Origin of the sequence: Actinomadura sp. BRA 177, from assembly GCF_013372625.1 — a bacterium.
Classification (GTDB): Bacteria; Actinomycetota; Actinomycetes; order Streptosporangiales; family Streptosporangiaceae; genus Spirillospora.
The window spans coordinates 17,997-42,337 of sequence record NZ_JABXFD010000264.1; the positions used below are offsets into that span (position 1 = coordinate 17,997).

At 71.2% G+C, this 24,341-nt stretch carries 24 protein-coding genes; 12 read left to right on the top strand and 12 right to left on the bottom strand.

The features are described 5' to 3' along the window. Nucleotides 1-16: 16 nt before the first annotated feature. The 6 genes from HUX53_RS11165 to HUX53_RS11190 all read right to left on the bottom strand — a co-directional run bounded on the left by HUX53_RS11165 (nucleotide 17) and on the right by HUX53_RS11190 (nucleotide 3,530). Nucleotides 17-1,147 (bottom strand): enolase C-terminal domain-like protein, encoded by a 1,131-nt coding sequence (locus HUX53_RS11165; RefSeq protein ID WP_176403093.1) that lies wholly within the window; start codon nucleotides 1,145-1,147, stop codon nucleotides 17-19. Nucleotides 1,148-1,261: 114 nt separating this feature from the next. Beyond that, nucleotides 1,262-1,630, bottom strand: coding sequence for a peptidoglycan-binding protein (locus HUX53_RS11170; RefSeq protein ID WP_176403094.1), 369 nt, complete (start codon nucleotides 1,628-1,630; stop codon nucleotides 1,262-1,264). 34 nt (nucleotides 1,631-1,664) lie between these two features. Further along, entirely contained in the window at nucleotides 1,665-1,835 is a 171-nt protein-coding gene (locus HUX53_RS11175) for a hypothetical protein (protein ID WP_176403095.1), read from the bottom strand. Nucleotides 1,836-1,997: 162 nt separating this feature from the next. After that, nucleotides 1,998-2,351, bottom strand: coding sequence for a hypothetical protein (locus tag HUX53_RS11180; protein ID WP_176403096.1), 354 nt, complete (start codon nucleotides 2,349-2,351; stop codon nucleotides 1,998-2,000). A gap of 9 nt (nucleotides 2,352-2,360) precedes the next feature. Then, a complete protein-coding gene (locus HUX53_RS11185; protein WP_176403097.1) occupies nucleotides 2,361-3,164 on the bottom strand; it encodes a hypothetical protein in 804 nt (267 codons plus the stop codon). Between the two features lie 126 nt (nucleotides 3,165-3,290). Further along, complete coding sequence (locus HUX53_RS11190) at nucleotides 3,291-3,530, bottom strand: helix-turn-helix domain-containing protein (protein ID WP_176403098.1); 240 nt, start codon at nucleotides 3,528-3,530, stop codon at nucleotides 3,291-3,293. Between the two features lie 207 nt (nucleotides 3,531-3,737). Between HUX53_RS11190 and HUX53_RS11195 the strand changes: the two genes are divergently transcribed. Together HUX53_RS11195 and HUX53_RS11200 are read left to right on the top strand one after the other, a co-directional pair. Then, nucleotides 3,738-4,250, top strand: a complete 513-nt coding sequence (locus HUX53_RS11195; protein WP_176403099.1) for a helix-turn-helix transcriptional regulator — start codon at nucleotides 3,738-3,740, stop codon at nucleotides 4,248-4,250. 103 nt (nucleotides 4,251-4,353) lie between these two features. Further along, nucleotides 4,354-5,097 (top strand): hypothetical protein, encoded by a 744-nt coding sequence (locus HUX53_RS11200; RefSeq protein ID WP_176403100.1) that lies wholly within the window; start codon nucleotides 4,354-4,356, stop codon nucleotides 5,095-5,097. 31 nt (nucleotides 5,098-5,128) lie between these two features. Here HUX53_RS11200 and HUX53_RS11205 read toward each other — a convergent pair whose 3' ends face one another. Then, complete coding sequence (locus HUX53_RS11205) at nucleotides 5,129-5,431, bottom strand: Fe-S cluster assembly protein HesB (protein ID WP_176403101.1); 303 nt, start codon at nucleotides 5,429-5,431, stop codon at nucleotides 5,129-5,131. A 73-nt stretch (nucleotides 5,432-5,504) separates the two neighbouring features. Continuing rightward, nucleotides 5,505-5,687 (bottom strand): hypothetical protein, encoded by a 183-nt coding sequence (locus HUX53_RS11210; RefSeq protein ID WP_176403102.1) that lies wholly within the window; start codon nucleotides 5,685-5,687, stop codon nucleotides 5,505-5,507. A gap of 182 nt (nucleotides 5,688-5,869) precedes the next feature. On the opposite strand from HUX53_RS11210, the gene HUX53_RS11215 reads away from it, so the two are divergent. The 7 genes from HUX53_RS11215 (at nucleotide 5,870) to HUX53_RS11245 (ending at nucleotide 15,981) form a co-directional block, all read left to right on the top strand. Further along, nucleotides 5,870-7,321, top strand: a complete 1,452-nt coding sequence (locus tag HUX53_RS11215) for an aminobutyraldehyde dehydrogenase (RefSeq protein ID WP_309237168.1) — start codon at nucleotides 5,870-5,872, stop codon at nucleotides 7,319-7,321. 43 nt (nucleotides 7,322-7,364) lie between these two features. Then, nucleotides 7,365-8,336 carry an agmatinase gene (gene speB / locus HUX53_RS11220; protein ID WP_176403104.1) on the top strand — a complete coding sequence of 324 codons (972 nt, stop codon included), beginning with the start codon at nucleotides 7,365-7,367 and terminating at the stop codon, nucleotides 8,334-8,336. Then, entirely contained in the window at nucleotides 8,336-9,955 is a 1,620-nt protein-coding gene (locus tag HUX53_RS11225; RefSeq protein ID WP_176403105.1) for a N,N-dimethylformamidase beta subunit family domain-containing protein, read from the top strand. The genes speB and HUX53_RS11225 overlap by 1 nt, the downstream gene beginning before the upstream one ends. 13 nt (nucleotides 9,956-9,968) lie before the next feature. Beyond that, nucleotides 9,969-10,328 (top strand): cupin domain-containing protein, encoded by a 360-nt coding sequence (locus HUX53_RS11230; RefSeq protein WP_176403106.1) that lies wholly within the window; start codon nucleotides 9,969-9,971, stop codon nucleotides 10,326-10,328. A 46-nt stretch (nucleotides 10,329-10,374) separates the two neighbouring features. Next, on the top strand, nucleotides 10,375-11,847 hold the full coding sequence (locus HUX53_RS11235) for a PucR family transcriptional regulator (RefSeq protein ID WP_176403107.1): 1,473 nt from the start codon (nucleotides 10,375-10,377) through the stop codon (nucleotides 11,845-11,847). A gap of 143 nt (nucleotides 11,848-11,990) precedes the next feature. Beyond that, nucleotides 11,991-13,472: an APC family permease gene (locus HUX53_RS11240; RefSeq protein ID WP_176403108.1), complete on the top strand. Its 1,482-nt coding sequence runs from the start codon at nucleotides 11,991-11,993 to the stop codon at nucleotides 13,470-13,472. 19 nt (nucleotides 13,473-13,491) lie between these two features. Further along, nucleotides 13,492-15,981: a CehA/McbA family metallohydrolase gene (locus HUX53_RS11245; protein WP_176403109.1), complete on the top strand. Its 2,490-nt coding sequence runs from the start codon at nucleotides 13,492-13,494 to the stop codon at nucleotides 15,979-15,981. Between the two features lie 3 nt (nucleotides 15,982-15,984). On the opposite strand, the gene HUX53_RS11250 is transcribed toward HUX53_RS11245, so the two are convergent. Together HUX53_RS11250 and dapE are read right to left on the bottom strand one after the other, a co-directional pair. Further along, nucleotides 15,985-16,785, bottom strand: a complete 801-nt coding sequence (locus HUX53_RS11250; RefSeq protein WP_176403110.1) for a TIGR00730 family Rossman fold protein — start codon at nucleotides 16,783-16,785, stop codon at nucleotides 15,985-15,987. Continuing rightward, on the bottom strand, nucleotides 16,782-17,858 hold the full coding sequence (gene dapE, locus HUX53_RS11255; protein WP_176403111.1) for a succinyl-diaminopimelate desuccinylase: 1,077 nt from the start codon (nucleotides 17,856-17,858) through the stop codon (nucleotides 16,782-16,784). Before dapE ends, HUX53_RS11250 begins: the two co-directional genes overlap by 4 nt. Nucleotides 17,859-17,886: 28 nt before the next feature. Here dapE and HUX53_RS11260 point away from each other — a divergent pair, with 28 nt between their 5' ends. Continuing rightward, the gene (locus HUX53_RS11260) at nucleotides 17,887-18,576 is read left to right on the top strand and encodes a 4'-phosphopantetheinyl transferase superfamily protein (RefSeq protein ID WP_176403159.1); all 690 of its coding nucleotides are present in this window, start codon (nucleotides 17,887-17,889) and stop codon (nucleotides 18,574-18,576) included. A 99-nt stretch (nucleotides 18,577-18,675) separates the two neighbouring features. Here HUX53_RS11260 and HUX53_RS11265 read toward each other — a convergent pair whose 3' ends face one another. Continuing rightward, nucleotides 18,676-19,836: a transposase gene (locus HUX53_RS11265; RefSeq protein WP_309237169.1), complete on the bottom strand. Its 1,161-nt coding sequence runs from the start codon at nucleotides 19,834-19,836 to the stop codon at nucleotides 18,676-18,678. A 169-nt stretch (nucleotides 19,837-20,005) separates the two neighbouring features. Continuing rightward, nucleotides 20,006-20,842: a 2,3,4,5-tetrahydropyridine-2,6-dicarboxylate N-succinyltransferase gene (locus HUX53_RS11270; protein ID WP_176403112.1), complete on the bottom strand. Its 837-nt coding sequence runs from the start codon at nucleotides 20,840-20,842 to the stop codon at nucleotides 20,006-20,008. Between the two features lie 44 nt (nucleotides 20,843-20,886). On the opposite strand from HUX53_RS11270, the gene HUX53_RS11275 reads away from it, so the two are divergent. Next, the gene (locus HUX53_RS11275; RefSeq protein ID WP_309237170.1) at nucleotides 20,887-21,804 is read left to right on the top strand and encodes a hypothetical protein; all 918 of its coding nucleotides are present in this window, start codon (nucleotides 20,887-20,889) and stop codon (nucleotides 21,802-21,804) included. A gap of 69 nt (nucleotides 21,805-21,873) precedes the next feature. Next, on the top strand, nucleotides 21,874-24,318 hold the full coding sequence (gene hsdR / locus HUX53_RS11280; protein WP_217919330.1) for an EcoAI/FtnUII family type I restriction enzme subunit R: 2,445 nt from the start codon (nucleotides 21,874-21,876) through the stop codon (nucleotides 24,316-24,318). Nucleotides 24,319-24,341 lie beyond the last annotated feature (23 nt).

Below are 24,341 nucleotides of genomic sequence, written 5' to 3' on the forward strand. Positions count from 1 at the left end.
AGTCGTTCCGGGCCCGCTAGGCCGGGCGGGTGCCGTACACGCGGCACGGCTCCGCGTCGTCCCACCTGACGTCCAGGCCGAGGCCGGGACGGTCGGTGGCGGGGCGGAGCGCGCCGTCCACCGGGCTGAGGTTCCCGTCGAAGAGCAGGTGCTCGACGCGGACGTGGTCGTGGAAGTACTCCAGGTGGCGGAGCCGCTTCACCGCGCAGAACGCGTGCGCGGACACGGCGGGCGCGCAGTGCGCCGACAGGTCGATCTGCCGCGCCGCCGACAGCCCGGCGATCTGCAGCAGGCCGGTGATGCCGCCGCAGCGGGTGACGTCGGCCTGCAGGCAGTCGACCGCCGGGCCGTCCAGCAGGTCGGCGAAGTCCTTCAGGACGAACCCGTACTCGCCGGCGGCGATCTCGGTCCGGCCCGGCCCCTGGTCGCGGACGAGGCGCAGCCCGGTGGTGTCGTCGGAGCTCACCGGCTCCTCGAACCACCGGACGTCCCACTCGTCGCCGAGGCGCCGCGCCCAGTACAGCGCCTCCTTGCGGGTCAGCGCGCCGTTGGCGTCGGCGAACAGCTGCGGGCCGGCGCCGATCGCCTCCCGGACGGCGGTGAGCCGCTGCGGGTCCTCGTCCTGCCGCCGGGAGATCTTCAGCTTGACGCGTGGGAGGCCCTGCTCGACCCAGCCGCCGAGCTGGGTGGTGAGCCGGTCGAGCGGGTAGTTCGTGAAGCCGCCGCTGCCGTAGACGGGCACCCGGTCGTGGAACGCGGGCAGCACCTTGACCAGCGGCAGGTCGAGCAGCCGCGCCTTCAGGTCCCACAGCGCGATGTCGACGGCGGACACGGCCATCGCCCCGACACCGGGGCGTCCCGCGTTGCGGATCGCGGCGAACATCCGGTCCCAGGTCGCGGCCGGGTCGAGCGCGTCGGAGCCCTGCACGGTGGACGCGAGCGTCGACTGGATGAACGCCGCGACCGAGACGTCCCCGTAGGTGTAGCCGATCCCGCTCTTCCCGCCGGCCCGCACCTCGACCAGGACCATGGTCGTCGAGTCCCACTGGAGGGTGCCGTCCTCCTCCAGCCCGTCCGGCCCGTCCGTCGGCACCTCGAAGGCGTGGACGGTGACGTTCTCGACTTCCACCTCGACCCCCGCTCGCATCGGCCCTCCCTTCCACGTGCCTCTACTACCGCGGAAGGCAGGGCCGAAACGGACGGGTCGCCGGGGACGATCCGGGCGCGCGGCGGACGACCCCCCGGCCGCCGCGCGCCGGGGTCAGTCCCAGGTGGCCGCCCAGGTCGAGGCGTCGATCTCACCGTCGTCGGCCAGGCCGGCGCGCTGCTGGAGCGACTTGGCGACCTTGGTGGACCGCGGCCCGTACCAGCCGTCGACGCGCAGCGTGTAGCCCTTCTTGCACGCCTGCCGCTGCCACTGCTCGACGTCCATGCCGTGCATGATCGGCATGCCCGGGCCCTCGTACTTCAGCGTCCGGCGCGGGAACGCCGGCATGCCCCGGACCAGCTGGACGATGGTGCGGCGCGGCCGGCGGTGCTTGCCGCCGAGCCCCCGCTGCAGCCACGGCGCCCACTGGATCGGCGCGGCGTACTCCGCCGTCGCGGTCGTCCCCATCACATCTTGACTCATTGACTCCACCGTTCGTTTCCTTCTGTGCGGGATATCAGCGCGGTGCCAGGCAGGGTCCCGGCGAGGCGGCCAGCCGGGACATCTCGACACCGATGACGATCGCGCCGAGCAGGGCCAGCGCTATGACGCACACGATGAGCGCCAGGTCCGTCCACACCCGCGAGCGCTCCGGAGGAGGCGCGATCTCGGGTTCGTGCAAAGTCATGTCTCTCTACCGTCCATGGCAAGAATCGAAGTGTTCGCCGGCGGCCACGCCCGGGTGGCCGGCGTGGCCGCCGGCGGCGGCGGATCTCCTCCCCCATCCGAGACCCGCCCTCGGAAGGTCGTCCCCTTCTCCCCCACATCGGGGGACGACGTCGTTCTGGGCTCAGCGCCCGTCCCAGCTGTGCAGCCGGACGACGCGGCGGAGCTGCTCGGCGTGCGCGCCGGAGTCGTCGCGGGGCAGCGACTCCCAGCGCTTGGCCAGGTCGTAGCGGGCTTCGGTGAGCGAGCGGTGTTCGCGGAGGGCCTCCGTGCCGAGCGCCTCGGCCCGGTTCTGCGCGGTGACCGCCGCGTCGCGCTGCGAGGCGATGAGCCGGACGGCCTTCTCCGCCCGGCCGAGCGCCGCCAGCGTCTCCGCCGCCTTCCAGTACAGCTGCCGGCGGCGCCGGGCGGCGAACGCCAGCGTGCCGAGCAGGATCGCCGCGGCGAGGACGGCGGTCCAGGCCTGGTCTCCACTCACCGCGTCACCTCACAGTCCGGAGGCGCTCTTGGCCCGCGTGTTCCGCCGCACCAGGGACACCACGCCCCCGGCGCGCGACGGGGACCGCTGCCCGGGCGGCGCCTCCGCGGGCGTCTGCTCGACGTCCTGCGCCTGTGCGTCCTGCGCCTGTGCGTCCTGCGCCGGCGTGTCCCGCGCCTCCGGCTCGTCGGCGGGCGGCCAGGCCCGGACCGCGAGGACCTCCTCCAGCAGCGGCCACGCGACGGGGACGCCGTCCTCGTCGAGGAGGGTGAGCTGCCCCCCTTCGACGGAGCTGAGCAGGCCGACCTCCCGGGTGCCGTCGGCGTTGTCGACGCAGACCTGGCAGCCCATGAGGGACGCGTAGGCGCGGGGCACGCCGACCGGGATGTCGGGTTCCGGGATGAGCGGCGGGGGCGGGGCGCCGGTGCGGGCCCGCTCGTCCGCGTGCAGGGCGACGACGTGCGCCGCCGCGTACAGCGCGCGCATCGACTCGGCCAGGTGCCCGAACTGCGCGGCGGAGGCGTCCGGCGGCAGCGCCATCCGGATGCTGCCGATCGCCAGGCCGAGCCCCTCGTCCTCGTCGGCGACCTCGCGGATCTCGGCGGGGGACGGGATGGGGGCGGCACCGTGCGCGATCGTGAGCAGGAACTTCGCCTCGGCGGCCAGCCCCTGGTGGCGGTGCAGGACCTCCATGACCTCGAAGGCGGCCTTGCGGTGGTTCTCGAGTTCCTCGTGGGCCCTTTCCACGGCGACCTCGTGCTCGGCGACGGAGGCGGCGAGGTCGTTGACGGTGCCCTGACTCAGCCAGTTCATCGGGCGCCTCCGGCGGGGCCGGTGACGCGCGCGGCGGGGCCGGATGCGGCGAAGGGAGAGGGTGGTGCGGTGTTCATGTGACTTCTTTCTGCGGGGCGGCTTACGGGTCTCGGCACCCGTGGGAGATCAGTTCGACCGGTTCCAGTGGTCGACCGGCTCGACCGGGCAGGCGCCCATGTCCTTGATCGCCTCGAGGTCCTCGTGGGCGAACCGGAACAGGCGCTTGCCGTAACGCCGATGCGGTATCTCTCCCCGGCTCGCTGCCCGGACGAGCCAGTCACGGGTGAACGACGTGATCTCGGCGGCTTCCTGCGGTGTGTAGAGAAGCCGTTCAACAGGGATCTCGCTGCCTGGAGAGGTTGACATGCCCGGAAGCGTAACGCATCTCAGCGCGTCGTGCAGCTTGAAAACGCGTTTTAACCATGTCATGTGTTGTTCGATGCACTCCGTTGTGCAGGGAACCGATGCCGACCGTCCAAAACGCGTTACGACTCGTCAAAGTCCGTTTTGCTCCGCTACACTTACGCACCGTGTCAGGCCGTCACCCCGCGACACAGAAGGAGCCTGATCACGTTGGACGACCTCGACGACAGGAACGAGCACGGCCATCCGCCGGAAGCCTGGCGAAGACTGGGGCACATGGTCCGGCAGCGCCGGATCGAGCTGGGCTTCGGCTCGCAGGCCAGCCTCGCGGCCGAAGGCGGTCCCTCGCTGTCGGTGGTGAACAAGATCGAGACCGGCCGCGGCCGGGACTACACCGACCGCGTCATCATCCCGCTGGAGGACCGGCTCGGCTGGCGCCGCGGCAGCTTCCTCGCGATCCTCGGCGGCGGCGACCCCGTCTGCCTGGACGCCCCCGCTCCCGCGCCCGCCGCGCCGGCCGCCGAGCACACCAATGACGGGAACTATCCGGACGAGGTGGTGGGCGACCCCTTCCTGCGCTTCATCTGGGACGCACCGGACTCCCTCGCCGACGACGAGGACAAATGGGCGGCGGTGACCGGCGTCCTGCTGAAGCGCATGCGGCCTGCGCCGAGATCTCTCGACGATCAGTCAGACTCTGGACAGAAGGCCGACAACATATAGCGTCGGCAACTGGGTAGCAGCCGAATCTGCAATCCAGTTTTTCTGTCTGAGGGTCGTACTGCCGGGGGCGCGGTCGGCGCGAATGACGCGATCGGGAGACGGCATGGATTTTCCTGATGAACAGCGCCTCAAAGAGACCATCGATCGCCTGACCCGGGAGAACGCCAAACTGCGCACCCAACTGGCGGTGGCACAGCAGTGGAACCCGCCCCTCGACCTCGAACAGGCGTTCCGGTCGGCTCGGGGCTGGCAGTGTCTCACGGTACCGCTCATTCCCGAAGAACCGACGCTCATTCTCATCAGCGGAACACAGGACGAAAAGGATGACGAGAAGGAGGACGAGGACGACGACGAGGCCGGCGAGGTCTGGCGGCACCTGCAGACCGCGTCCCCGCCGCGTGGCCGGATCGGGCCGTTCGCACGGGCCCGGATGCCGAGCCGGCTGCTCGGCTACCTCCGCGAGCAGAGCGGCCGCACGATCATCGTCCTCAACCGGGACCTGCGCCGCGGCCAGGTGTCGCGGGCCGCGCGAATGCTCCGGGAGAGCGCCAAAAGGGGCCGCCCGACGCGGCTGTTAGAGATGTCCGCCATTCCGCTGCTGAGCCTCTGCGCGCTGTTCCACGGCGACATGGCCAAGAGCGCGGTCAGCCTCTCCGCCGCGGCCGCGGCGGCACCGGCCGCGACCATCATCCTCCCGGCCGCCCTGGCGTCCGCGATAAGTCCCAACCTGGACGTTCACACGATAACCGTCCGGCCGCAACCCCCGTCCCACACAAGGTCGGTGGATAGACCACCGGCGTGGCCGCCGGGCCCCGCCTCTCCGCGCGGCACGAATCCGTCGCGCTGACGAAAAGACATCCCGGGGTTGTTCGCTTCTTTCACCGCACGTGCTTATCGCACGACGGGGCGTTGATGAGAAAACCTATCGACCCTTGTTCGTCCATCCGGGCGTCCAGCACTTTGTCGCGCAGGACCGCCGCGGTGGACGACTCCAGGAAGAGGCGGACGCCCTCGGTCTCGACCACCTCGTCGGTCGATGCCGGGACGGCCGCCGGCGTCAGCGTCAGCAGCGAGGCGTCCCCGTCCCGCGGCGCGATGCGCACGCCGGTGCCACCGGGCAGTTCGGACCGGGAGGACAGATCGCGGATCGCGGTAGCGGCCGCACCAGTAAGAATGAGCACACCGGACTCCTGAGACACTCGGAAACCGATGTCCCACCTACCCTTCGGCCGCCTCCTCTACTCGAGGTCGCGGCTATTCGAAGTCGTCGGGGCTGAGATCCTCCATCTGGCCGCCGCGTCCCTCGGGCGAGTCGGGCCGGAAGCCCTCCTCCGCGTGCTCGTCCTCCGCCGCCGGCATCGGCCACGCGCCGCCCACCTGCTCCTCCGGCTCCCGCCGGCCCTCGTCGGCGCTTCCGCCGGGTGTCCGCTCGGTCATGTCCGATCCCCCCTTTTCGCTCTGTCTGCGCCGCCCTACCCGCCCACGCATCCCTCACACGGGCACTGTCCGATCTGCACAATCGCCGGCCCGCGGTGGGTCGGTCGGGACAACGCGGGCGGGGGCGGGCGCTTCCTAGCATGACCGCGGAACGTCGCAGCCGAACAGGAGCAGGGGGCGCCGTGAGCGGCAGGACGGAGCTGCGGAACTTCATCGACGGGGAGTTCGCGGCGGCGGCCGGCGGAGGCCGGATGGAGATCACCGATCCGTCGACCGGCGAGGTCTACGCGACGGCGCCGCGCTCGGACGCGCGGGACGTCGACCGGGCCTGCGCGGCGGCGGAGCGCGCGTTCGCCGGATGGCGGCGGACGACGCCCGGTGAGCGGATGACGTACCTGCTCCGCATGGCGGACGCGATCGAGCGGCACGCGGACGAGCTGGTCGCGATCGAATACCGCGACACCGGCAAGCCTCCGGCGCTGACGATGCGGGAGGAGATCGTCCCGATCGTCGACCAGATCCGGTTCTTCGCGGGGGCGGCCCGGATGCTGGAGGGCAAGGCGACGGCGGAGTACGTGCGCGGGCATTCGTCGTCCGTCCGCCGGGAGCCGATCGGCGTCGTCGGGGCGATCGCGCCGTGGAACTACCCGGCGATGATGGCGGTCTGGAAGTTCGGACCGGTGCTGGCGGCCGGGAACACGATCGTGCTGAAGCCGTCCGACACCACACCTGCCAGTGCCGTCCACATGGCCGGGCTGTTCGCCGAGATCCTCCCGGCCGGCGTGTTCAACGTGGTGTGCGGCGACCGGGAGACGGGGGCCGCGCTGGCGGCGCACCCCGTCCCGGCGATTGTGTCGATCACCGGGAGCACGGCGGCGGGACGGGCCGTCGCCCGGTCCGCGGCCGACACCGTGAAGCGCGCGCATCTTGAGCTGGGCGGCAACGCGCCCGTCCTCGTGTTCGAGGACGCCGACATCGAGGCCGCGGCCGAAGGGATCGCGTTCGCCGGGTACTTCAACGCCGGGCAGGACTGCACCGCCGCCACCCGCGTGATCGTGGCCGAGGAGGCGCACGACGCGTTCGTCGAAGCCCTGGTCACGCAGGCGCGGCAGGTGGGGCTGGCACCGGACGAGACCGACGACGGCGCCCTCTACATACCGCCCCTCAACAACCCCGGCCAGCTCGCGCACGTCGCCGGGCTCGTTACGCGGGCGCCGTCGCACGCGAAGGTCCTGATCGGCGGGGAGCAGGCGGACCGCCCCGGCTACTTCTACCGGCCGACCGTGGTCGACGGCGTCACCGCAGCGGACGAGATCAGCCGCACCGAGGTCTTCGGCCCGGTCATCACCGTGCAGACGTTCACCGGGGAGGCCGACGCCGTCCGGCAGGCCAACGACTCGCCGTACGGGCTGGCGTCCAGCGTGTGGACGCGCGACCACGGCCGGGCGCTGCGCGTGTCGGGCGCCATCGACGCCGGCCACGTGGGCGTGAACTGCCACCTGCCGCCGGTGCACGAGATGCCGCACGGCGGGGTCAAGCAGTCCGGCTACGGCAAGGACCTCTCGCTCTACTCCGTCGAGGAGTACACGCGCGTCAAGCACGTCCTGTCGGCGCTCGGCGAGGAGCCCGAGTGACCCACCCGACCCCGTCCCATCCAGAACGCGGAGGCTGCACCCCATGACGGACGCACCGAGGATCGGCCCGGTGGACGCCACGAAGATCCCCCGGTACGGCGAGCCGTCCACCTTCGCCCGGCTGCCCCGCACCGACCAGGTCGGCGACGTGGACGTGGCGATCGTCGGGGTGCCGTTCGACACCGGCGTGTCCTACCGGCCGGGGGCGCGGTTCGGGCCCGGGCACGTGCGCGCGTCCTCGAAGCTGCTGCGGCCCTACCACCCGCCGCTCGACGTCGAGCCGTTCCACGCCCAGCAGGTCGCCGACGCCGGCGACATCGGCGTGAACCCGTTCGACATCGAGGAGGCGATCCGGACGATCGAGCGGCGGTCGAACGAGCTGCGCGCCGACGGCGCGAAGCTCCTGACGATCGGCGGCGACCACACGATCGCGCTGCCGCTGCTCCGGTCGCTGCACCGCGACCACGGCCCGGTCGCGGTGCTGCACTTCGACGCGCACCTCGACACCTGGGACACCTACTTTGGCGCCCCCTACACACACGGCACCCCGTTCCGGCGGGCCGGCGAGGAGGGCCTGCTCGACCCCGAGCACTGCATGCACATCGGGATCCGCGGCCCGCTGTACTCGCGCGAGGACCTGGTGGACGACGGGACGCTCGGCTTCCAGATCATCCGCGCCGACGACTACGAGGACGGCGGGACGTCCGCCGCCGTCGAGCGGATGCGGGCCCGGCTGGGCGACCGGCCGGTGTACGTGTCGGTCGACATCGACGTCCTCGACCCGGCGCACGCGCCCGGCACCGGCACCCCGGAGGCCGGCGGGCTGACCAGCCGGGAGCTGCTCGGCACGCTGCGCGGCCTGGCCGGCCTGAACGTCGTCGGCGCCGACATCGTCGAGGTCGCGCCGGCCTACGACCACGCCGAGATCACCGGCATCGCCGCAGCTCATGTGGGGTACGAGCTGCTGAGCGTGCTCGCCCTGGACCGTTCCGGCAACGCCTCGGAGGAGGAGTGATGGACACGCACACCACCAAGCCCGCGTTCGCGTGGTCCCCGAAGGGATGGCCGTCGGAGACGGCGTACGCCACCCCGGACGCTGAGGAAGTGTGGTGCTACACCGACCGCTTCTCCTACCTTCCCGGCGAGACGGTCACCTTCCACCTGAGCGCGAGCGTCCCGTCCTTCACGGTCGAGATCACCCGCGACGGCCTGAACCCCGAGACGGTCTGGAAGCGCGACGGCGTCACCGCCGAGCGTCACGAGGCGCCCGCCGACGCCTACGCGGCCGGCTGCGGCTGGCCCGCCGGCCTCACCCTGGACGTCCCGGACGACTGGCGCCCCGGCTTCTACATCGTCACCGTCCGCACGGTGCAGAGCAACGGCGAACTGTGGGAGCGCGAGCACTACTTCGTGGTCAAGGCCGCGCCGGAGCGGCGCCCGAAGATGGCGCTCGTCCTCACCACCGGCACGATGCTGGCCTACAACGACTGGGGCGGCGCGAACCACTACCGGGGGCTCGGCGACGACCCGCGCGACGACGCGGGGAGCCCGGTGTCGTCGACGCAGCGGCCCATCGCCCGCGGCATGATCCGCAAGCCGGCGGGCGCGCCCCGCGAGGCGAACCACATGACGCCGCCGATCGGCGGCGCGCCCCGGTACCCGTCCTACGAGTGGGCCCGGCTGAACGGCTACAGCCGGCACCACGCCGACGCGTTCTGGGCGACGTACGAGCGGCTCTTCGTCCAATGGGCGGAGAAGCAGGGCTACGAGCTCGACTACCTCGTCCAGCACGACCTGCACGTCGACGAGACGGTGCTCGACCCCTACCGCTGCGTGATCACGGTGGGGCACGACGAGTACTGGAGCTGGGAGATGCGCGACGCCGTCGACCGGTTCGTGGACGGCGGCGGCGGCCTCGCCCGGTTCGGCGGCAACTACCAGTGGCAGGTCCGGCTGAGCGACGACCTGACCACGCAGTACTGCTACCGGCTGCCGTCCCTCGACCCCGACACGGCGCGGTCGCCGCGCACGGCCACCACCATGTGGGAGGCCAAGTCGGTGGGACGTCCGGGCGCCATGACCGTCGGGCTGAACGGCCTCGGCGGCGTCTACACCCGCTACGGGGTCGCCACGCCGCGCTCGTCCGGCGGGTTCACCGTCTACCGCCCGCACCACTGGGCCTTCGAGGGCACGGACCTCTACTACGGAGACCAGCTCGGTGCCGCGCCGACCTTCCTGGCCGCGTTCGAGGTGGACTCGGTCGAATACACCTTCCGCCGCGGCCTGCCGTACCCGACGTTCGAGGACGGCGCGCCCGAGACGCTGGAGATCCTCGCGTTGACCCCGGCGGTCCGCGGCGAGGAGGACCGGTTCGGCGGCCTGCTGCCGATCGGCGGCCCCGAGGAGGAGGTCTACGCCTACAACCGCGAACTGGGCGAGGACCTGCCCGACTACGTCAACGAGGGCGGGATGCACGGCGCCGGCATGATCGCGGCGTTCACGCGGGGCGGCGGGGAGGTCTTCAACGGCGGCTCCACGGAATGGCCCTACGCGCTGCACGTGGGCGATCCCTTTGTCGACCGCATCGTCCGCAATGTTCTCGACCGGTTCCTTTCGCGCGATTCCGAAAGCTGAGTCACCACCGAAGATGACAATCACCGATATCGTCCGGCTCTCCCCGGAGACCGGAACGCCGAACGTCCCTCCGCTGGACGGCTACACGGTCCTCTCCCCCGAGTGGAAGGAGACCGAGTACCTCGCCTACGGCGGCCCTGCCAGCGAATACACCGGCGGGTACTGGACGGGCGAGCCGGGGACGGTCCGCATCGACCCCTGGCCCTATGACGAGATCTGCGTCATTCTCACCGGCCGCGTCGCGGTCGCCGACCTCGACGGCGGCCGGGAAGAATTCGGCCCCGGCGAGGCGTTCTTCATCCCGCAGGGGTTCGCCGGAGACTGGGTGACCGTCGAGCCCACGACCAAGATCTTCGTCGCCGTCACCCGCTGAATCCGCCATTGCCGGGCCGTGACCGGCCCGCGAATACGGTTGCCTCGTGGTTCCTCTCCGCCTTTTCGTGACGCGGCTGTCGCTGCGGCCGCTCGGCACCGCCGATCCGTCCGATCGGTGGGTGCGCTGGGTGCACGTCAGCGAGCTGGCCGACCCGGCGCCGTTCCTGCGCGGCGGGGAGCTGCTGCTGCTCGCCGGGACCGGGTTCCGGCCCGCCGACAGCCGCGAGTACGTGCGGCGGCTCACCGAGATCGGCGTCGTCGCGATCGGGTTCGGGGTGACGCCGGTCTTCGACGCCGTGCCGCCGGAGCTCGTCGCCGCGTGCGACGAGTTCGGCATGGCGCTGCTGGAGGTGCCGCCGCGGGTGCCGTTCGCGTCGATCGTCGAGCTGCACCACGCCGAGCTGGTCCGCACCGAGACCCAGGATCTGAAGCGCCTGTCGGACGGGCAGGCGGTGCTGATCCGGGCGGCGGCCGGCCCGGGGCCGCTGAAGGCCGTCGTGGAGCGGCTGGCCGAGCTGCTCGACGGCTGGGTCCTCGTCGTCGACCGCAACCGGGACCGGACGTGGTCGGCCGGCCCCGTCCGGCGCAGCCCCGAACTGACGCGGGCACTCGACCGCGCGGGCGAGAGCAGATCGCCGACGAGCGCCGCGCTCGGCACCGCCGACGAGCACATCGAGGTCCAGCGGCTGCTCGGCCCGGCCCCGGCCGGGTACGCGATGGCCGTCGCGCGGCGCCGCCCGTTCACCGTCGCCGACCGGGGCATCGTCGGCGTCGCCGCGTCGGCGCTGTCGCTGCTGTTCACCGCGCCCTCGGCGACGGTGTCGCCGGAGGCGCTCGGCGCGGCGGCCGTGGCCGGCCTGCTGCGGCTTCCGACGCTCGCGCGCGGCCTCGCCGACCCGCTCGACCTGGCGGAGGACGCCGGGTGGCGCGTCGTCCGGGGCTCGCTCGGCGCGCCGCCGGGCTCGCGGGAGACGATCATCCAGCGGCTGTCGGCGCTGCTCGGCACGCCGTTCGTCGAGCAGGAAGGCGATTCCTTCGTCGCCCTGGTACCGGACGGAGATCCGGTCACCGAGCTGCGGCGCCTGCTGGACGACGCCGGGTTCCTCGCGGGGATCAGCCGCCCGCACCCGGCCCCGGAACTCGACCCCGCGTGGGGCGAGGCCGGTTCCGCCCTCGACGCGGCGCGCGTGCAGGGCGGAAGCGTGATCGCGGGGGCCGATCCGGGCGGCGTGCTGGCGCTCCTCGACTCCGCACAGGCGTCGCGGTACACCGACCGGCTGCTGGCGCCCCTCGACACCGGCCCGGCCAAGGACACCGCCCTGCTGTTCGCCACGCTGCGCAGCTGGCTCGCCCACCACGGCAACTGGGACCGGACCGCCGCCGACCTCGGCGTGCACCGCAACACCGTCCGGCACCGGATACGGCAGATCACCCGGCTCCTCGACCAGGACCTCAACGACCCGGACGTCCGGATGGAGTTGTGGTTCGCGCTGCGATGGCGAAGCCAGGTCCGCTGAAAGTACCGGGTCTACTGAAAGCACGGGGACGATCCGCACAATGCGGGCGTCCATCCGGGGCTGAACGTCCACTTCTGTCGCCCGGACCCGGTACATACCTTTGGCGCAGCGAGCTCCCGTGGACTCCCGGAAGGCGAAAGACCATGTCAACCACCCCTACTCCAGGCTCCGGCGGCGGCCGCCTGGCGTCGAACGCGATGGGGACGAACGACCTCGTCTTCACGGTCCTGGCGGCACTGGCACCGCTGACCCTGATCGTCGCCGTGGCGCCGCTGCACTTCCTGAAGGGCGGCGCCGCCGTCCCGGGCGGCTACCTCGTCGCGGGCGTCGTGATGGCGCTGTTCGCGGTCGGCTTCATGACCATGAGCAAGTACGTCCGCAACGCGGGCGCGTTCTACGCCACGATCACCCGCGGCCTCGGCCGGCCGCTCGGCTCCGGGGCCGCGACCCTGGCGCTGCTCGCCTACAACGGCCTGCAGATCAGCACCTACGGGGCGCTCGGCCTGTACGGCGCGGACTCGTTCGAGAAGTACACCGGCGCGTCCGTGCCCTGGTGGGTGTTCGCGCTGGTCGCGGTCGCGCTGGTGGCGCTGCTCGGCTTCCGCGGCATCCAGACCAGCGCCAAGATCCTCGCGGTGCTGCTCGTCCTCGAAGTCGCGGTGCTCGTGGTGATGGCCGCGTACGTGCTGGCCAAGGGCGGCGCGGGCGAGACGTCCTTCACCTCCTTCAACCCCGGCACGGTGCTCACGCCGTCCAACGCGGCGATGTTCGCGCTGGTGTTCGGCGCCTTCATGGGCTTCGAGTCCACCGCGATCTTCAGTGAGGAAGCGCGCGGCGGGATCCGCACGGTGCGCCGCGCCACCTACATCGCGGTCGCGTTCATCGCGATCTTCTACGCGTTCATCACCTGGACGATCGTCCAGGCGGTCGGCGCGGACAGCGTCGCGGGCGCCGCCGAGAAGGACACCGCGGGCCTCGTCACCGGCATCTTCGACGCGTACACGCCGGAGGCGATCACCGCCGTGATGGAGGTCCTGCTGCTCACCAGCGCGTTCGCGGCGCTGCTGGCGCTGCACAACGCGGCGAACCGGTACCTGTTCGCGCTGGGCCGCGAGGGCCTCATGCCCGCCGCGTTCGGCCGCACCCACCCGCGCACCCGCTCGCCCTACCTGGCGGGGACCGCGCAGACCGTGCTGGCGCTCCTCGTCGTCGCCGCCTGGGCCGTGTTCGACCTCGACCCCTACCTGCAGCTGCTGCTGTGGGGCAGCTCGCTCGGCTTCCTCGGGATCATCGCACTGTGGGCGCTGTGCTGCCTCGCCGTGATCGTCTACCTGCGGCGGAACGCGCCGGAGAGCGGGCTCTGGCGCACGCTGATCGCCCCCGGACTCAGCTTCGCGGGCCTCTGCCTGATCCTCGTCCTGGTGGTCGCCAACATCTCGCTGCTGACCGGCGCGGGCACGGCCACCAACGCGGTGGTGCTCGGGCTGTGCGCGGTCGCGTTCGCGGCGGGCATCGGGTCGGCGCTGTCGCTGCGCTCGCGGAACCCGCGGCGGTACGCCGGGCTCGCGACGACGAACTTCGACGAGGAAACGCAGGAGACGGCCGTCCCGGCAGGGCAGGCATAAGGGACATGAGGGGGCAGGCATGACGTGGGAGCGCGGCTACCGGACGCTCGATCTGACGGGGGCGTGGAACGCGCCGCTGACGCTGCTCGACGACGCGGACGCGTCGGTCACCGGGGAGCGCCGCCTCTACGGACTGCCGTTCCGCTTCGGCGACGACCTCGGCGGGCCGTCCCTGCTCCGGGTGGACGGGGACGGCACCGCGATCCCGGTGGACGAGGAGTTCGAGTGGGTCCTGTTCGCCCACGCCCTGGAGGAGCCCGACCTGTTCGAGGGCGCCCCGGTCGGTGAGACGGTCGCCCGCTACACGCTGCGGTACGCGGACGGGGGCACGGAGACGGTCCCCGTCCGGCAGCGCTTCGAGATCGGGCCGACGCCGCGCCTCTGGGAGGGCCGTCCGATCCCGCTGGACTGGGGCCAGACCCCGTTCCTCGCGCTCCCGGACGCGCAGCACCGGCTGATGCACCGCACCTGCGGGCGCTACGACGCGGCCGGGGCCAGGTTCGTCGACATCGACGACCCGCAGGCGCGCTCCCCCTACGTCCTGCCGTACCGGTTCTACCTGTGGCCGTGGCGGAACCCGCACCCCGAGCGCCGCGTGGCCGCGATCGAGATCGCATCGGCCGGGCCGACCGTGCTGATCGGCGCCATGACGCTCAGCCGGCTGGCCGAGGACCCGTTCGGCCGGACGGTCTCCCGTGAGCTGATCTTCTCCCTGGCCGACGGCTCGGTGGACGAGGACGTCGCCGTCGTCGTCGACCGCGGCACCGCCACCTACGCCTACCGGACGGTCGACGACGCCAGCCTGTCGACCCCGCCCGGCTGGGGCGGCGCGACGGACCCGCGCACCGGCTACGTCAGGGTCGCCGCGACGCCCTCGGCGACCGTGTCACTGGAGGTCGGCGGTACCGTGACGGCCGCCTTCACCTGGGGCGACATCCTCGACCAGGGCGAACTCGCCACGGCCGACGGCACGCGGTGGCGCCTCCCCGAGGCCGGACGGGCCTGGATCAAGGGCACCATCGTGGACGACGCGACCGGCGAGCCCCTCACCTGCCGCCTGCACTTCCACACCCCGGACGGCGTCCCCCTCGCGCCCTACGGGCACCACGCGCACATCAACTCCGACGGCAACACCTGGAACCTCGACATCGGCGGCGACGTCCGCCTGGGCCAGCGGACCTACGCCTACGTCGACGGCGAGTTCGAAGGCTGGCTCCCCCACGGACAGGTGATCGTCGAGGCCGCGCACGGCTTCGACTACGTCCCACTGCGCGAGGAACTGACGATCCGCCCCGGCCAGCGCACCCTCGAACTGCGGCTCAAGCCGTTCCACGACCCCGAGGCGGACGGCTACGTGGCGGGCGACACCCACGTCCACTTCGTCTCCACGCACGGCGCCGAACTGGAGGCGCGCGGCGAAGGCGTCCGGGTCACGAACCTCCTGATGAGCCAGTGGGGCCACCTCTACACCAACACCGAGGACTTCACCGGCCACCCGCACACGTCCGTGGACGGCAAGACCCACGTCTTCGCAGGCCAGGAGAACCGGACCGCGATGCTGGGCCACATCAACCTGCTCGGCCTGCGCGAACAGATCCGCCCCTGGACCACGGGCGGCGCGGAGGAGGCCGACCTCGGCGGCGGGCTGGAGACCACCCTCGCCCGCTGGGCCGACGAATGCCACGCCCAGGGCGGGACGGTCGTCCTCGCGCACTTCCCCGTCCCGAACGGCGAGGCGGCGGCGCTGATCGCCACCGGCCGGCTCGACGGCGTCGAGATGATCGCCTACGACGACTACAACATCGCCCAGTACTACCGCTACCTCAACGCCGGCTACCGGCTGACCCTCGTCGGCGGCACCGACAAGATGAGCAGCGAGGTGCCGATCGGCCTCGTCCGCACCTACGCCCGCGTCCCCGACCCGGCGGCCATGACGTACTGGGACTGGTGCACGGCGGTCCGCGAGGGCGACACGGTCGTCACGAGCGGCCCCCACCTGCACTTGTCCGTGGGGGATGCCGCCCCCGGCACCGTCCTCACCGGCGTCCGGACCGTGCGCGGCACAGCCGATTTCCACTCGATCTTCCCGGTCGACCGCCTGGAGATCGTGGTGAACGGCACGGTCGTAAAGTCACAACGTTGGGACGCCCCCACCGAGTCCGGCACCCTCGACTTCGACCTCGCCGTCGACGAGTCGTCCTGGGTGACGGCCCGCTGCTACGGCCCCGGCGACGGCATCGCCCGCCACCGGGACGTCTGGGAACGTCCGATCATGGCGCACACGTCCCCGGTCTACGTGACGCCGGACGACGCCTACGAGCGCACCGACGAGGCCGTCCTCACCGAGATGCTGCACCTCATCGACGGCGTCGAGCAGCACATCCGGACCCGCGCCCGGACGGACTGGCCCGGCCCCGCCGACCACCGCCACGGAGAACCCGACCACGACCGCTTCCTGCTCGCCCCCCTGGCCGAGGCCAGGGAGACGCTCCTCCGCCGCCTCCGCTGAGCGTCAGTCGCCGGCGGCTTCCTTGGTCTCGGCCTGGGCGCGGGCCTCGATGATCTCCTGCTCGGCGCGGGTGTGGCCCTCGACGATGATCCGGACGACCTCCTCCGGGTCGTCGGTGAGGTGCACCAGGTCGATGTCCTGCGGGGAGATCTTGCCGCTGGGCAGCATGGACGTCTTGACCCAGTCGAGCAGGCCGCCCCAGAACTCCGTCCCGACGAGGACGATCGGGAAGCGGGTGATCTTCCTGGTCTGGACGAGGGTGATCGCCTCGAACAGCTCGTCCAGGGTGCCGAAGCCGCCCGGCAGCACCACGAACGCCTGCGAGTACTTCACGAACATCGTCTTGCGGACGAAGAAGTAGCGGAACTCGATGCCGATGTCGACGTGGTCGTTGAGCTTCTGCTCGAACGGCAGCTCGATGCCGAGGCCGACGGACAGGCCGCCGCTCTCGTCGCAGCCCCGGTTGGCCGCCTCCATGATCCCCGGGCCGCCGCCGGTGACGACGGCGTACCCGGCCTCGTGCAGCCGGGCGCCGATGTCGAGGCCGAGCTTGTACTCCGGCGAGTCCGGCTTGGTGCGGGCGCTGCCGAACACGCTGACCGCCTTCGGCAGCTCGGCGAGCAGGCCGAAGCCCTCCACGAACTCCGCCTGGATCCGCAGCACGCGCCACGGGTCGGCGTGCACCCAGTCGACCGGGCCGCGGCCGTCCAGCAGCCGCTGGTCGGTGGTGGTCTTCGGGACGGCACGCCCGCGCAGCATCGCCGGGCCCTGGCGCCGCGACGGGGAATCCGGGTTCAAAGTCATGGAGACACGGTAGTGGGAACGGCCAGCCACGTGCGCATACGTTCTTCGCACTCGGTGATCAGCGGGGTCTCGACGTACTCGTCCTTGGTGTGGGCGAGGGTGGGTTCGCCGGGCCCGTAGTTGACCGCCGGGATACCGAGTTCGGAGAAGCGCGCGACGTCCGTCCAGCCCAGTTTGGCGCGGACCTCGGCCCCGCTGGACGCGACGAACGCGGCGGCGGCCGGGTGCGTCAGCCCAGGCCTGGCCGCGGATGCGGCATCCGTGACCGTCACCTCGAAGCCGTCGAAGATTTCCCGGACGTACGCCTCCGCGTCGGCCAGCGACTTGTCGGGCGCGAACCGGTAGTTCACGGTGACGACGCACTCGTCCGGGATGACGTTTCCGGCGACGCCACCGGAGATGAACACCGCGTTCAGGCCTTCGCGGTATTCGAGGCCGTCCACAACCGGACGCGCCGGCTCGTAGGCCCGCAGCACGTCGAGGATCTTCCCGGCGGAGTGGATCGCGTTGGACCCCATCCAGGCCCGCGCACTGTGCGCCCGCTCCCCGCTTGCCGTGACCTCGACCCGCATCGTCCCCTGGCAGCCGCCCTCGATCTGCGCGCCCGTCGGCTCCAGCAGCACCGCGAAATCGCCGGCGAGCAGCTCAGGACGCGCCGCCGCCAGCTTCCGCAGCCCGTTCCGCTCGGCCTCGATCTCCTCGCACTCGTAGAACACATACGTGACATCACGACTGGGCTCGGGCACGGTCGCGGCAAGCCGCAGCGCAACGGCAACGCCGCTCTTCATGTCGGTCGTGCCGCACCCGTAGAGCCGATCCCCTTCCATCCGCGACGGAAGGTTGCCGTTCAACGGGACCGTGTCGAGGTGCCCGGCCAGCACGACCCGCTCGCCGTGCCCCAGCTCGGTGCGCGCGACGACGTTGTGCCCCACCCGCTCCACCACCAGGTGCGGCAGCGCCCGCAGCGCCTCCTCGACGGCGTCGGCGAGCGGCCCCTCCGCCCCGCTGACCGATTCGACGTCGACGATCGCCGCCGTCAGCTCCACCACGTCCGCGAACAGATCAAGCCCCATGCCCAAGTCCTATCATCACGGTGTGGAGATGCTGGAGTGCGCCGTCCGCTGGGCGGTCCCCGTCGACGAGCCCCCGATGCGCGCCCTGCTGGACGACCGGGAGCGCGACCGCTACGACCGGTTCATCCGCGCCGAGGACAAGGCGCGCTTCGTCACCGGCCGCTTCCTCGCCCGCACCGTCCTCGCCGACCTGGAGGGCCTGGCCCCGGAGAGCATCCGGTTCACCACCGACTGCCCGCACTGCGGCGGCACGCACGGCAAGCCCCGCCTGCCCGGCAGCGACCTCGACTTCTCCCTCTCCCACTCCGGCGACCGCGTCGTCCTCGTCCTCGCCGAGGGCGCCGAGGTCGGCGTGGACGTGGAGCGGGAGAGCGACCGCGACATCGACCGCCTCGCCGAGATGGTCCTCAACCCCGCCGAACGCGAGGCCCTCGCCGCCATGGCCGACCGGCGGCGCGGCTTCCACGCCTACTGGTCCCGCAAGGAGGCCCTGCTGAAGGCCACCGGCCACGGCCTCGCCGCCCCGATGACGGCCATCCACGTCTCCGCCCCCGACGACCCGGCCGAGGTCATCGCCTGGAACGACGACGCGGCCGTCTCCCCCGTCCGCCTCACCGACCTCACCCCGGGCCCCGGCTACGCCGCCTCCGCCGCCATCCTCACCGCCCGCCCCCTGAAAGTCACCGAAACCCGCTTCGAGTCAACTACTCGGCCCTGAAGGACCGAGCTTGCTCGTTCGGTCCTTGGGGGCTTTGTTCACGCTCCCGACTGCCCGTTACGGCGGGGCGGTCACGGGTCGCATCCACCAGCCTCCTAGCTATGTGGGGGCGGGTTGGGGCATGTTGACGAATACCCACGCCGAGCGTGCGCGGTCGCGCACGTTGACCCCGGCGACGACGTCGGCGGGCCCAGCGAGACCGCACCGACGACACTGAAAGTGATCCCGCGCAGAACGGTTGTTCCTGGCGCTGTGGCCGCAGCGCGGGCAGCGCTGCGAGGTGTAGGCCGGATCCACCTCGATGTACGGCACACCGTGGCGGCGGGCCTTGTAGGCGATGAAGGCGCCGAGTTGGTGGAAGGGCCAACAGGACAGGCGTGCCCGCTGGTCGCGAGGAACCGTGACCCGTCCGCGGATCCCACTCAGTTCTTCGAGCGCGATGCCGCGTCCGGTGCGTGCCGCGACGGCGACGACCTGCTTCGCGATCTTGTGGTTGACGTGCCGGGCGTGCCGCGCTTCGCGGCGAGCCCGCTTCTTCAGCAGCCGGGCGGCCGACCGGGTCCGCTTGGCCTGGATCTCGGCGCGTTTGCGGGCCTGCCAGTGCCGGTACCGGTCCAGGCGGCGGCCCTGATGGTTGTCGCCATCAGAGGTGGTGGCCAGGTTGACGATGCCGCGGTCCACCCCCACCCAGTCGGCAGGCTCGTACACCTGGGGTTCGGGGACGTCGCAGGTGGCGAGCAGGAACCATTTCCCGTCCCGGTGCACTAGGTCCGATTCACCTTTGCGGTGCGCGGCCAGGGTCTTGGCCTGGTCGGGTGAGCAGGCGAACCGCAAGTTCTTGCACCGCCCGGCCACCGTCCAGAGGCTGACCGTGCCCGCGTCCAACTGCCACGACAGGCACCGGTCGTCGAAGGTGTGCGCGGCGTCCAGGCGGAACGCGATGGGTTTGGACTCGGCTTTGCGGCGGCGTTTGGAGGCCGGGCCGCCCAGGTTGCCGTTGCGGATACCGGCGCGGAGGGTGGTGTAGGCGTCCACGACGCGTTTGATCACGTGCTGGGCGGCCTGGGCGCCCAGCCCGCCGGCTTTGAGGTCGCCGTAGCACAGCGTCCGCAGGGGCAGTTCACGGCCGCGCAGCCCGAACTGGGCGAACGCCACGACCGCCACCTGGTTGGCGGCTGTGTTGACCTGGTGAAGGGTGTCGGTCAGCGCCGCCGCCTGCTCGGGCGTCGGCAGCAGCTTCACCTGCACCACCAATTTCACAGTCCGTGACTGTATCATTACACGCCCAGGAGTTGACCAGGGCCAGAACCGGGCGGCGCTGACGCGCCGCGTACGACAGAAGCGATTCCTCCCGGCCCTGAAGGACCGGGGTTCCTCACTAGAAACCTGCTGAACCTGAGCGCCCCGCCGACAGCGGGGCGCTGCGGGATCAGGTGTTGATGCCGTGGTCGCGGAGGATGTCGTTGAGGGACGCCTTGTCGTGGCGCTGGCCCTCCTCCAGCCGCTTGAGGATCAGCACGGCCGGGAGGCCGAACGTCCCGCCCTTGAACTCTTTGTAGCGGGTGCCGCCGACGGCCACGCACCAGTCGGGGATGCGGCCGCGGCTGATCTCCTCGCCCGTCTCCACATCGATGACCGGCATGGACGCCGACAGGTTCGTGCCGGAGCCGACGACGGCGCCCTTCCCGACCCGCGCGCCCTCGACGATCATCGAGCGGCTGCCGATCATGGCCTCGTCCTCGATGATCACGGGCTTGGCGTTCGGCGGCTCCAGCACGCCGCCGATCCCCACGCCACCCGACAGGTGGACGTTCTTCCCGACCTGCGCGCACGACCCGACCGTCGCCCACGTGTCGACCATCGTCCCGGAGTCCACATAGGCGCCGATGTTGGTGAACGAGGGCATGAGCACCACGCCCGGCGCGAGGTAGGCGCCCCAGCGGGCGATGGCGCCGGGCACCACGCGGACGCCGTCCAGCCGGCTCTTCAGCGGGATGCGGTCGTGGTACCGGAAGTCGCCCACCTGCGCGCGCGCCATGCCGAGGACCTTGAAGCTCAGCAGGATCGCCCGCTTGGCCCGCTCGTCGACGACGACATCGTCGGTCGCGGGGTCGATGTGGGCGACGCGGGCCTCGCCCGTGTCGATCTGGTCGACGGCGGCCACGATGGCGGCGCGCGCGTCGGCGTCGTCCGGGGTGAGGTCGGCGCGCCGCTCCCACAGCTCGTCGATGCCGCCGGAGATCGGGCTGGTGAACGTTTCGGTCATGCCTCATGAGCTTAGTGGGACCCATCTCCCGGTACCTTCTTCGCGTGGCTGTTTGGGCGAGGTTGAAGGCGCGCCCCGACGAGGGGGCGGACGGCGGCGGGCGCCGCCGCGGGCTGTGGTGGGCCGTGGGCCTGGCCGTCGTGGTGATGCTGGTGGTCGTCGGCGGGTTCGCGCTGTTCGACCGCGCCCAGCCGTACCTGCACGGGTCCGGCTGCGAGGTGCGGACGGCCCAAGGGACGATGCCGCTCGACCTGGAGCAGGCCGCCAACGCCTCGACGATCGCCGCGGTGGCGTTCCGCAAGCAGCTGCCCGAACGTGCGGCGGTGATCGCCTACGCGACCGCGATCCAGGAGTCGCACATCCGCAACCTGCCTGGCGGCGACCGCGATTCGGTCGGCATGTTCCAGCAGCGCCCCTCGCAGGGCTGGGGCACCCCGGACAAGCTCCGCGACCCCGTCCTGGCGACGAGCAAGTTCTTCGACGCCCTGGTGCGCATCAAGGACTACCTCGACCGCGACCTGCACGACGCCGCGCAGCTGGTGCAGCGCAGCGCGGACGGCACCGCCTACGCCCAGCACGAGCAGGACGGCAAGCTGCTGGCGACCGCGTTCACGGGCCGCGAGCCGGCGTCCGCGCGCTGCTGGTTCCCGCCCGACAAGCGCACCGCGTCCCGCCGCCCGGAGGCGATCCGCGAGATGCGCCGCGCCTTCGGCAGCCGCCTCAAGGTCGGCGGCCCGAGCCCGCTGACCAAGGGCGCGAAGTCCGACCCGGACTCCTGGAACGCGGTGAAGGCGTCCAGCACCCGCGAGGGCTGGGCCGTCGCGTCCTGGGCCGTCACCCACGCCCAGGTCTACGGCCTCACCGAGATCCGCTACGCCGGCAAGCACTGGAAATCCGACGCCGGCCACGACGGCTGGACCGAGGACAAGGACGCCCCAAAGGACTCCGTAATCGTCCAGTGACCCACGGCCGGGGACGGCCAAGGATCGTTTGCCCGGATTATGTCGGTGGTCTCCAGTAAGAATGAGGTCGTGACGTCCAGATTCCAGGGGCCCCTAGAGGACGAGACCTGCCGCCGCTTCGTGTTGCCCGCCCTGGAACGGGCGGGCTGGCAAGAGGACCAGATCACCGGCCAGTACCCGATCAACCGGGGCCGGATCCGCGCCACCGCACGGCGCCATCGTCAGGACAAGCCGCTGAAAGCGGACTACCTCCTGGAGTACTCGGACGGGCTGCCGCTCGCCGTCATCGAGGCCAAGCGGTCCCGCAGAGATCCAGCGGACGGCTTCGAGCAGGTCAAGAGGTACGCCGAGTTACTGGACGTGCCGTTCGCCTACACGACGAACGGCCACCAGATCTTTGAACTGGACGCACGCACCGGCCACCTGAACGAGATCCAGGAGTTCCCAAGTCCCGAGGAGCTCTGGGCGCGCTACCGGCAAGACCGCGACCTCACGGACGACGGGCAGGCCACCCTGGCCTCGGCACCGTTCAACTCGCGCTCGCGGAACTGGGACGGCAGCTTCAAAGATCCGCGCTACTACCAGCGCGTTGCGATCAACAGGACGGTCCAGGCCATCGCGCGCGGCGACACGCGCATGCTGCTCGTCCTTGCCACGGGGACGGGCAAGACCCTCGTCGCCTCACAGATCGTCGCCAAGCTGTGGAACGCGAACTGGCCGCGCGGACGCAGGCCGCGAGTCCTCTACCTGGCCGACCGCAACATCCTGATCGATCAGCCCAAGGACGACTACTTCCAGCCGATGTTCGGTGAAGCCGTCCACAAGCTCGGTGGCGGCGAGGCGAAAACAGGACGGCACATCTACCTCGGCCTCTACCAGTCGCTCGACAGCAGCCGCGACGAAGAGAGCCTCTACCGACAGTACGAGCCCGGCTACTTCGACCTCGTGATCGTGGATGAGTGCCACCGCGGCAGTGCGAGCGAGAACTCCCACTGGCGCAAGGTCCTTGAATACTTCTCCCCCGCCGTGCAGATCGGCCTGACCGCCACGCCGGTCATCGGCAAGGACACCGACACCTACGGCTACTTCGGCGAACCGCTGTACGAGTACACGCTGGCACGCGGCATCGACGACGGTTTCCTGGCCCCCTACCGGGTCCGCAAGGTGCGGCTGAACGTCGACATGACGGGCTGGCGCCCCGACCCGGGTCAAGCGGACCTCCTCGGCCGGGAGATCCCGGACAAGCTCTACGGCCCCAGGGAGTACGAGCGGGTCCTGGCCATCCTCGACCGGACCGAGGAGGCCGCCCGCTACCTCACCGACTACCTGCACCGGACGGGCAGGATGGGCAAGACGATCGTCTTCTGCGCGAACACCGACCACGCGTTCCGGATGACGAAGGCGCTGCACAACGCCAACGCCGACCTCGTCCGGCGCCACGGCTCAACCTATGCGTGCCGGATCACCGCGGCGGACGGCGACGCGGGCCGGGAGCGCCTGGACGAGTTCCGGCAGGTCGATTCCGACGTACCGGTCATCGCGGTAACGTCCCGGCTGCTCTCGACCGGCGTGGACATCCCGACCCTCCGCAACATCGTGCTGTTCCGCGTGATCAGGTCGATGCCGGAGTTCAAGCAGATCATCGGACGCGGCACCCGGATCTTCCGCGAGGACGGGAAGCTGTCGTTCGACATCATCGACTTCGTGGAGGCGACGCGGCTGTTCAACGACCTCGAGTTCGACGGCCCGCCGATGCGGGTCGTGCGGGACGAGACCGACGCCGAAGGCAACATCGCCGACACCGTCAACGAGGACGTCCCCGGCGATGACGAAGAGATGGTCGCCGAACCCGAGGGCGAGTACACGCAGGAGGACGGCGGGACGCTCCCTCCGCTCGTCACCGACCCGGACGAGGTCGACGACATCCTCGCCAACCCGCGCACCTTCTACGTGGACGGCGTCCAGGTGACGCCGTGGGGCAGCGCACTGTACGTGTCGGAGCCCAGCACCGACGGGACGCGGCTGCGTCTCGTCGAGTACGAGCAGTTCGTCCGCGACCGGATCCTCAAACTGAACCTGGAGCCGCACCAGTTGCTCGGCGAGTGGGCACAGGCGCAGGGCCGGCGGGCGCTGCGTGAGCGGCTGGACGAGAGCCACATCGCCACAGAGGACCTCGCGGAGTGGGCGGGCAGGCCGGACGCCGACACGATCGACCTGCTGATGTACCTGGCCTGGGAACTGCCGCTGATGTCGCGCTCGGAGCGGGCACGCCGGGTCGCCGTACGCCACCGCGACTTCCTGGAGTCGTTCGCGCCCGAGGCGCGGGAGGTGCTCGACAGGGTCCTCGAACAGTACGCCGAGCGCGGCGCCGAGGAGTTGGAGATCGGGGCGCTGCGCTCGAACGCCTACGAGGATCTCGGCAATGTCCTGGAGATCAGCGAGCGCTTCGGTGGGCGCGACCGCCTGCGCGGCGTGTTGGACGAGTTGAACGCACTCGTCTACGAAGCTTCCTGATACTAAAGCTCGCTTTTAGGTTG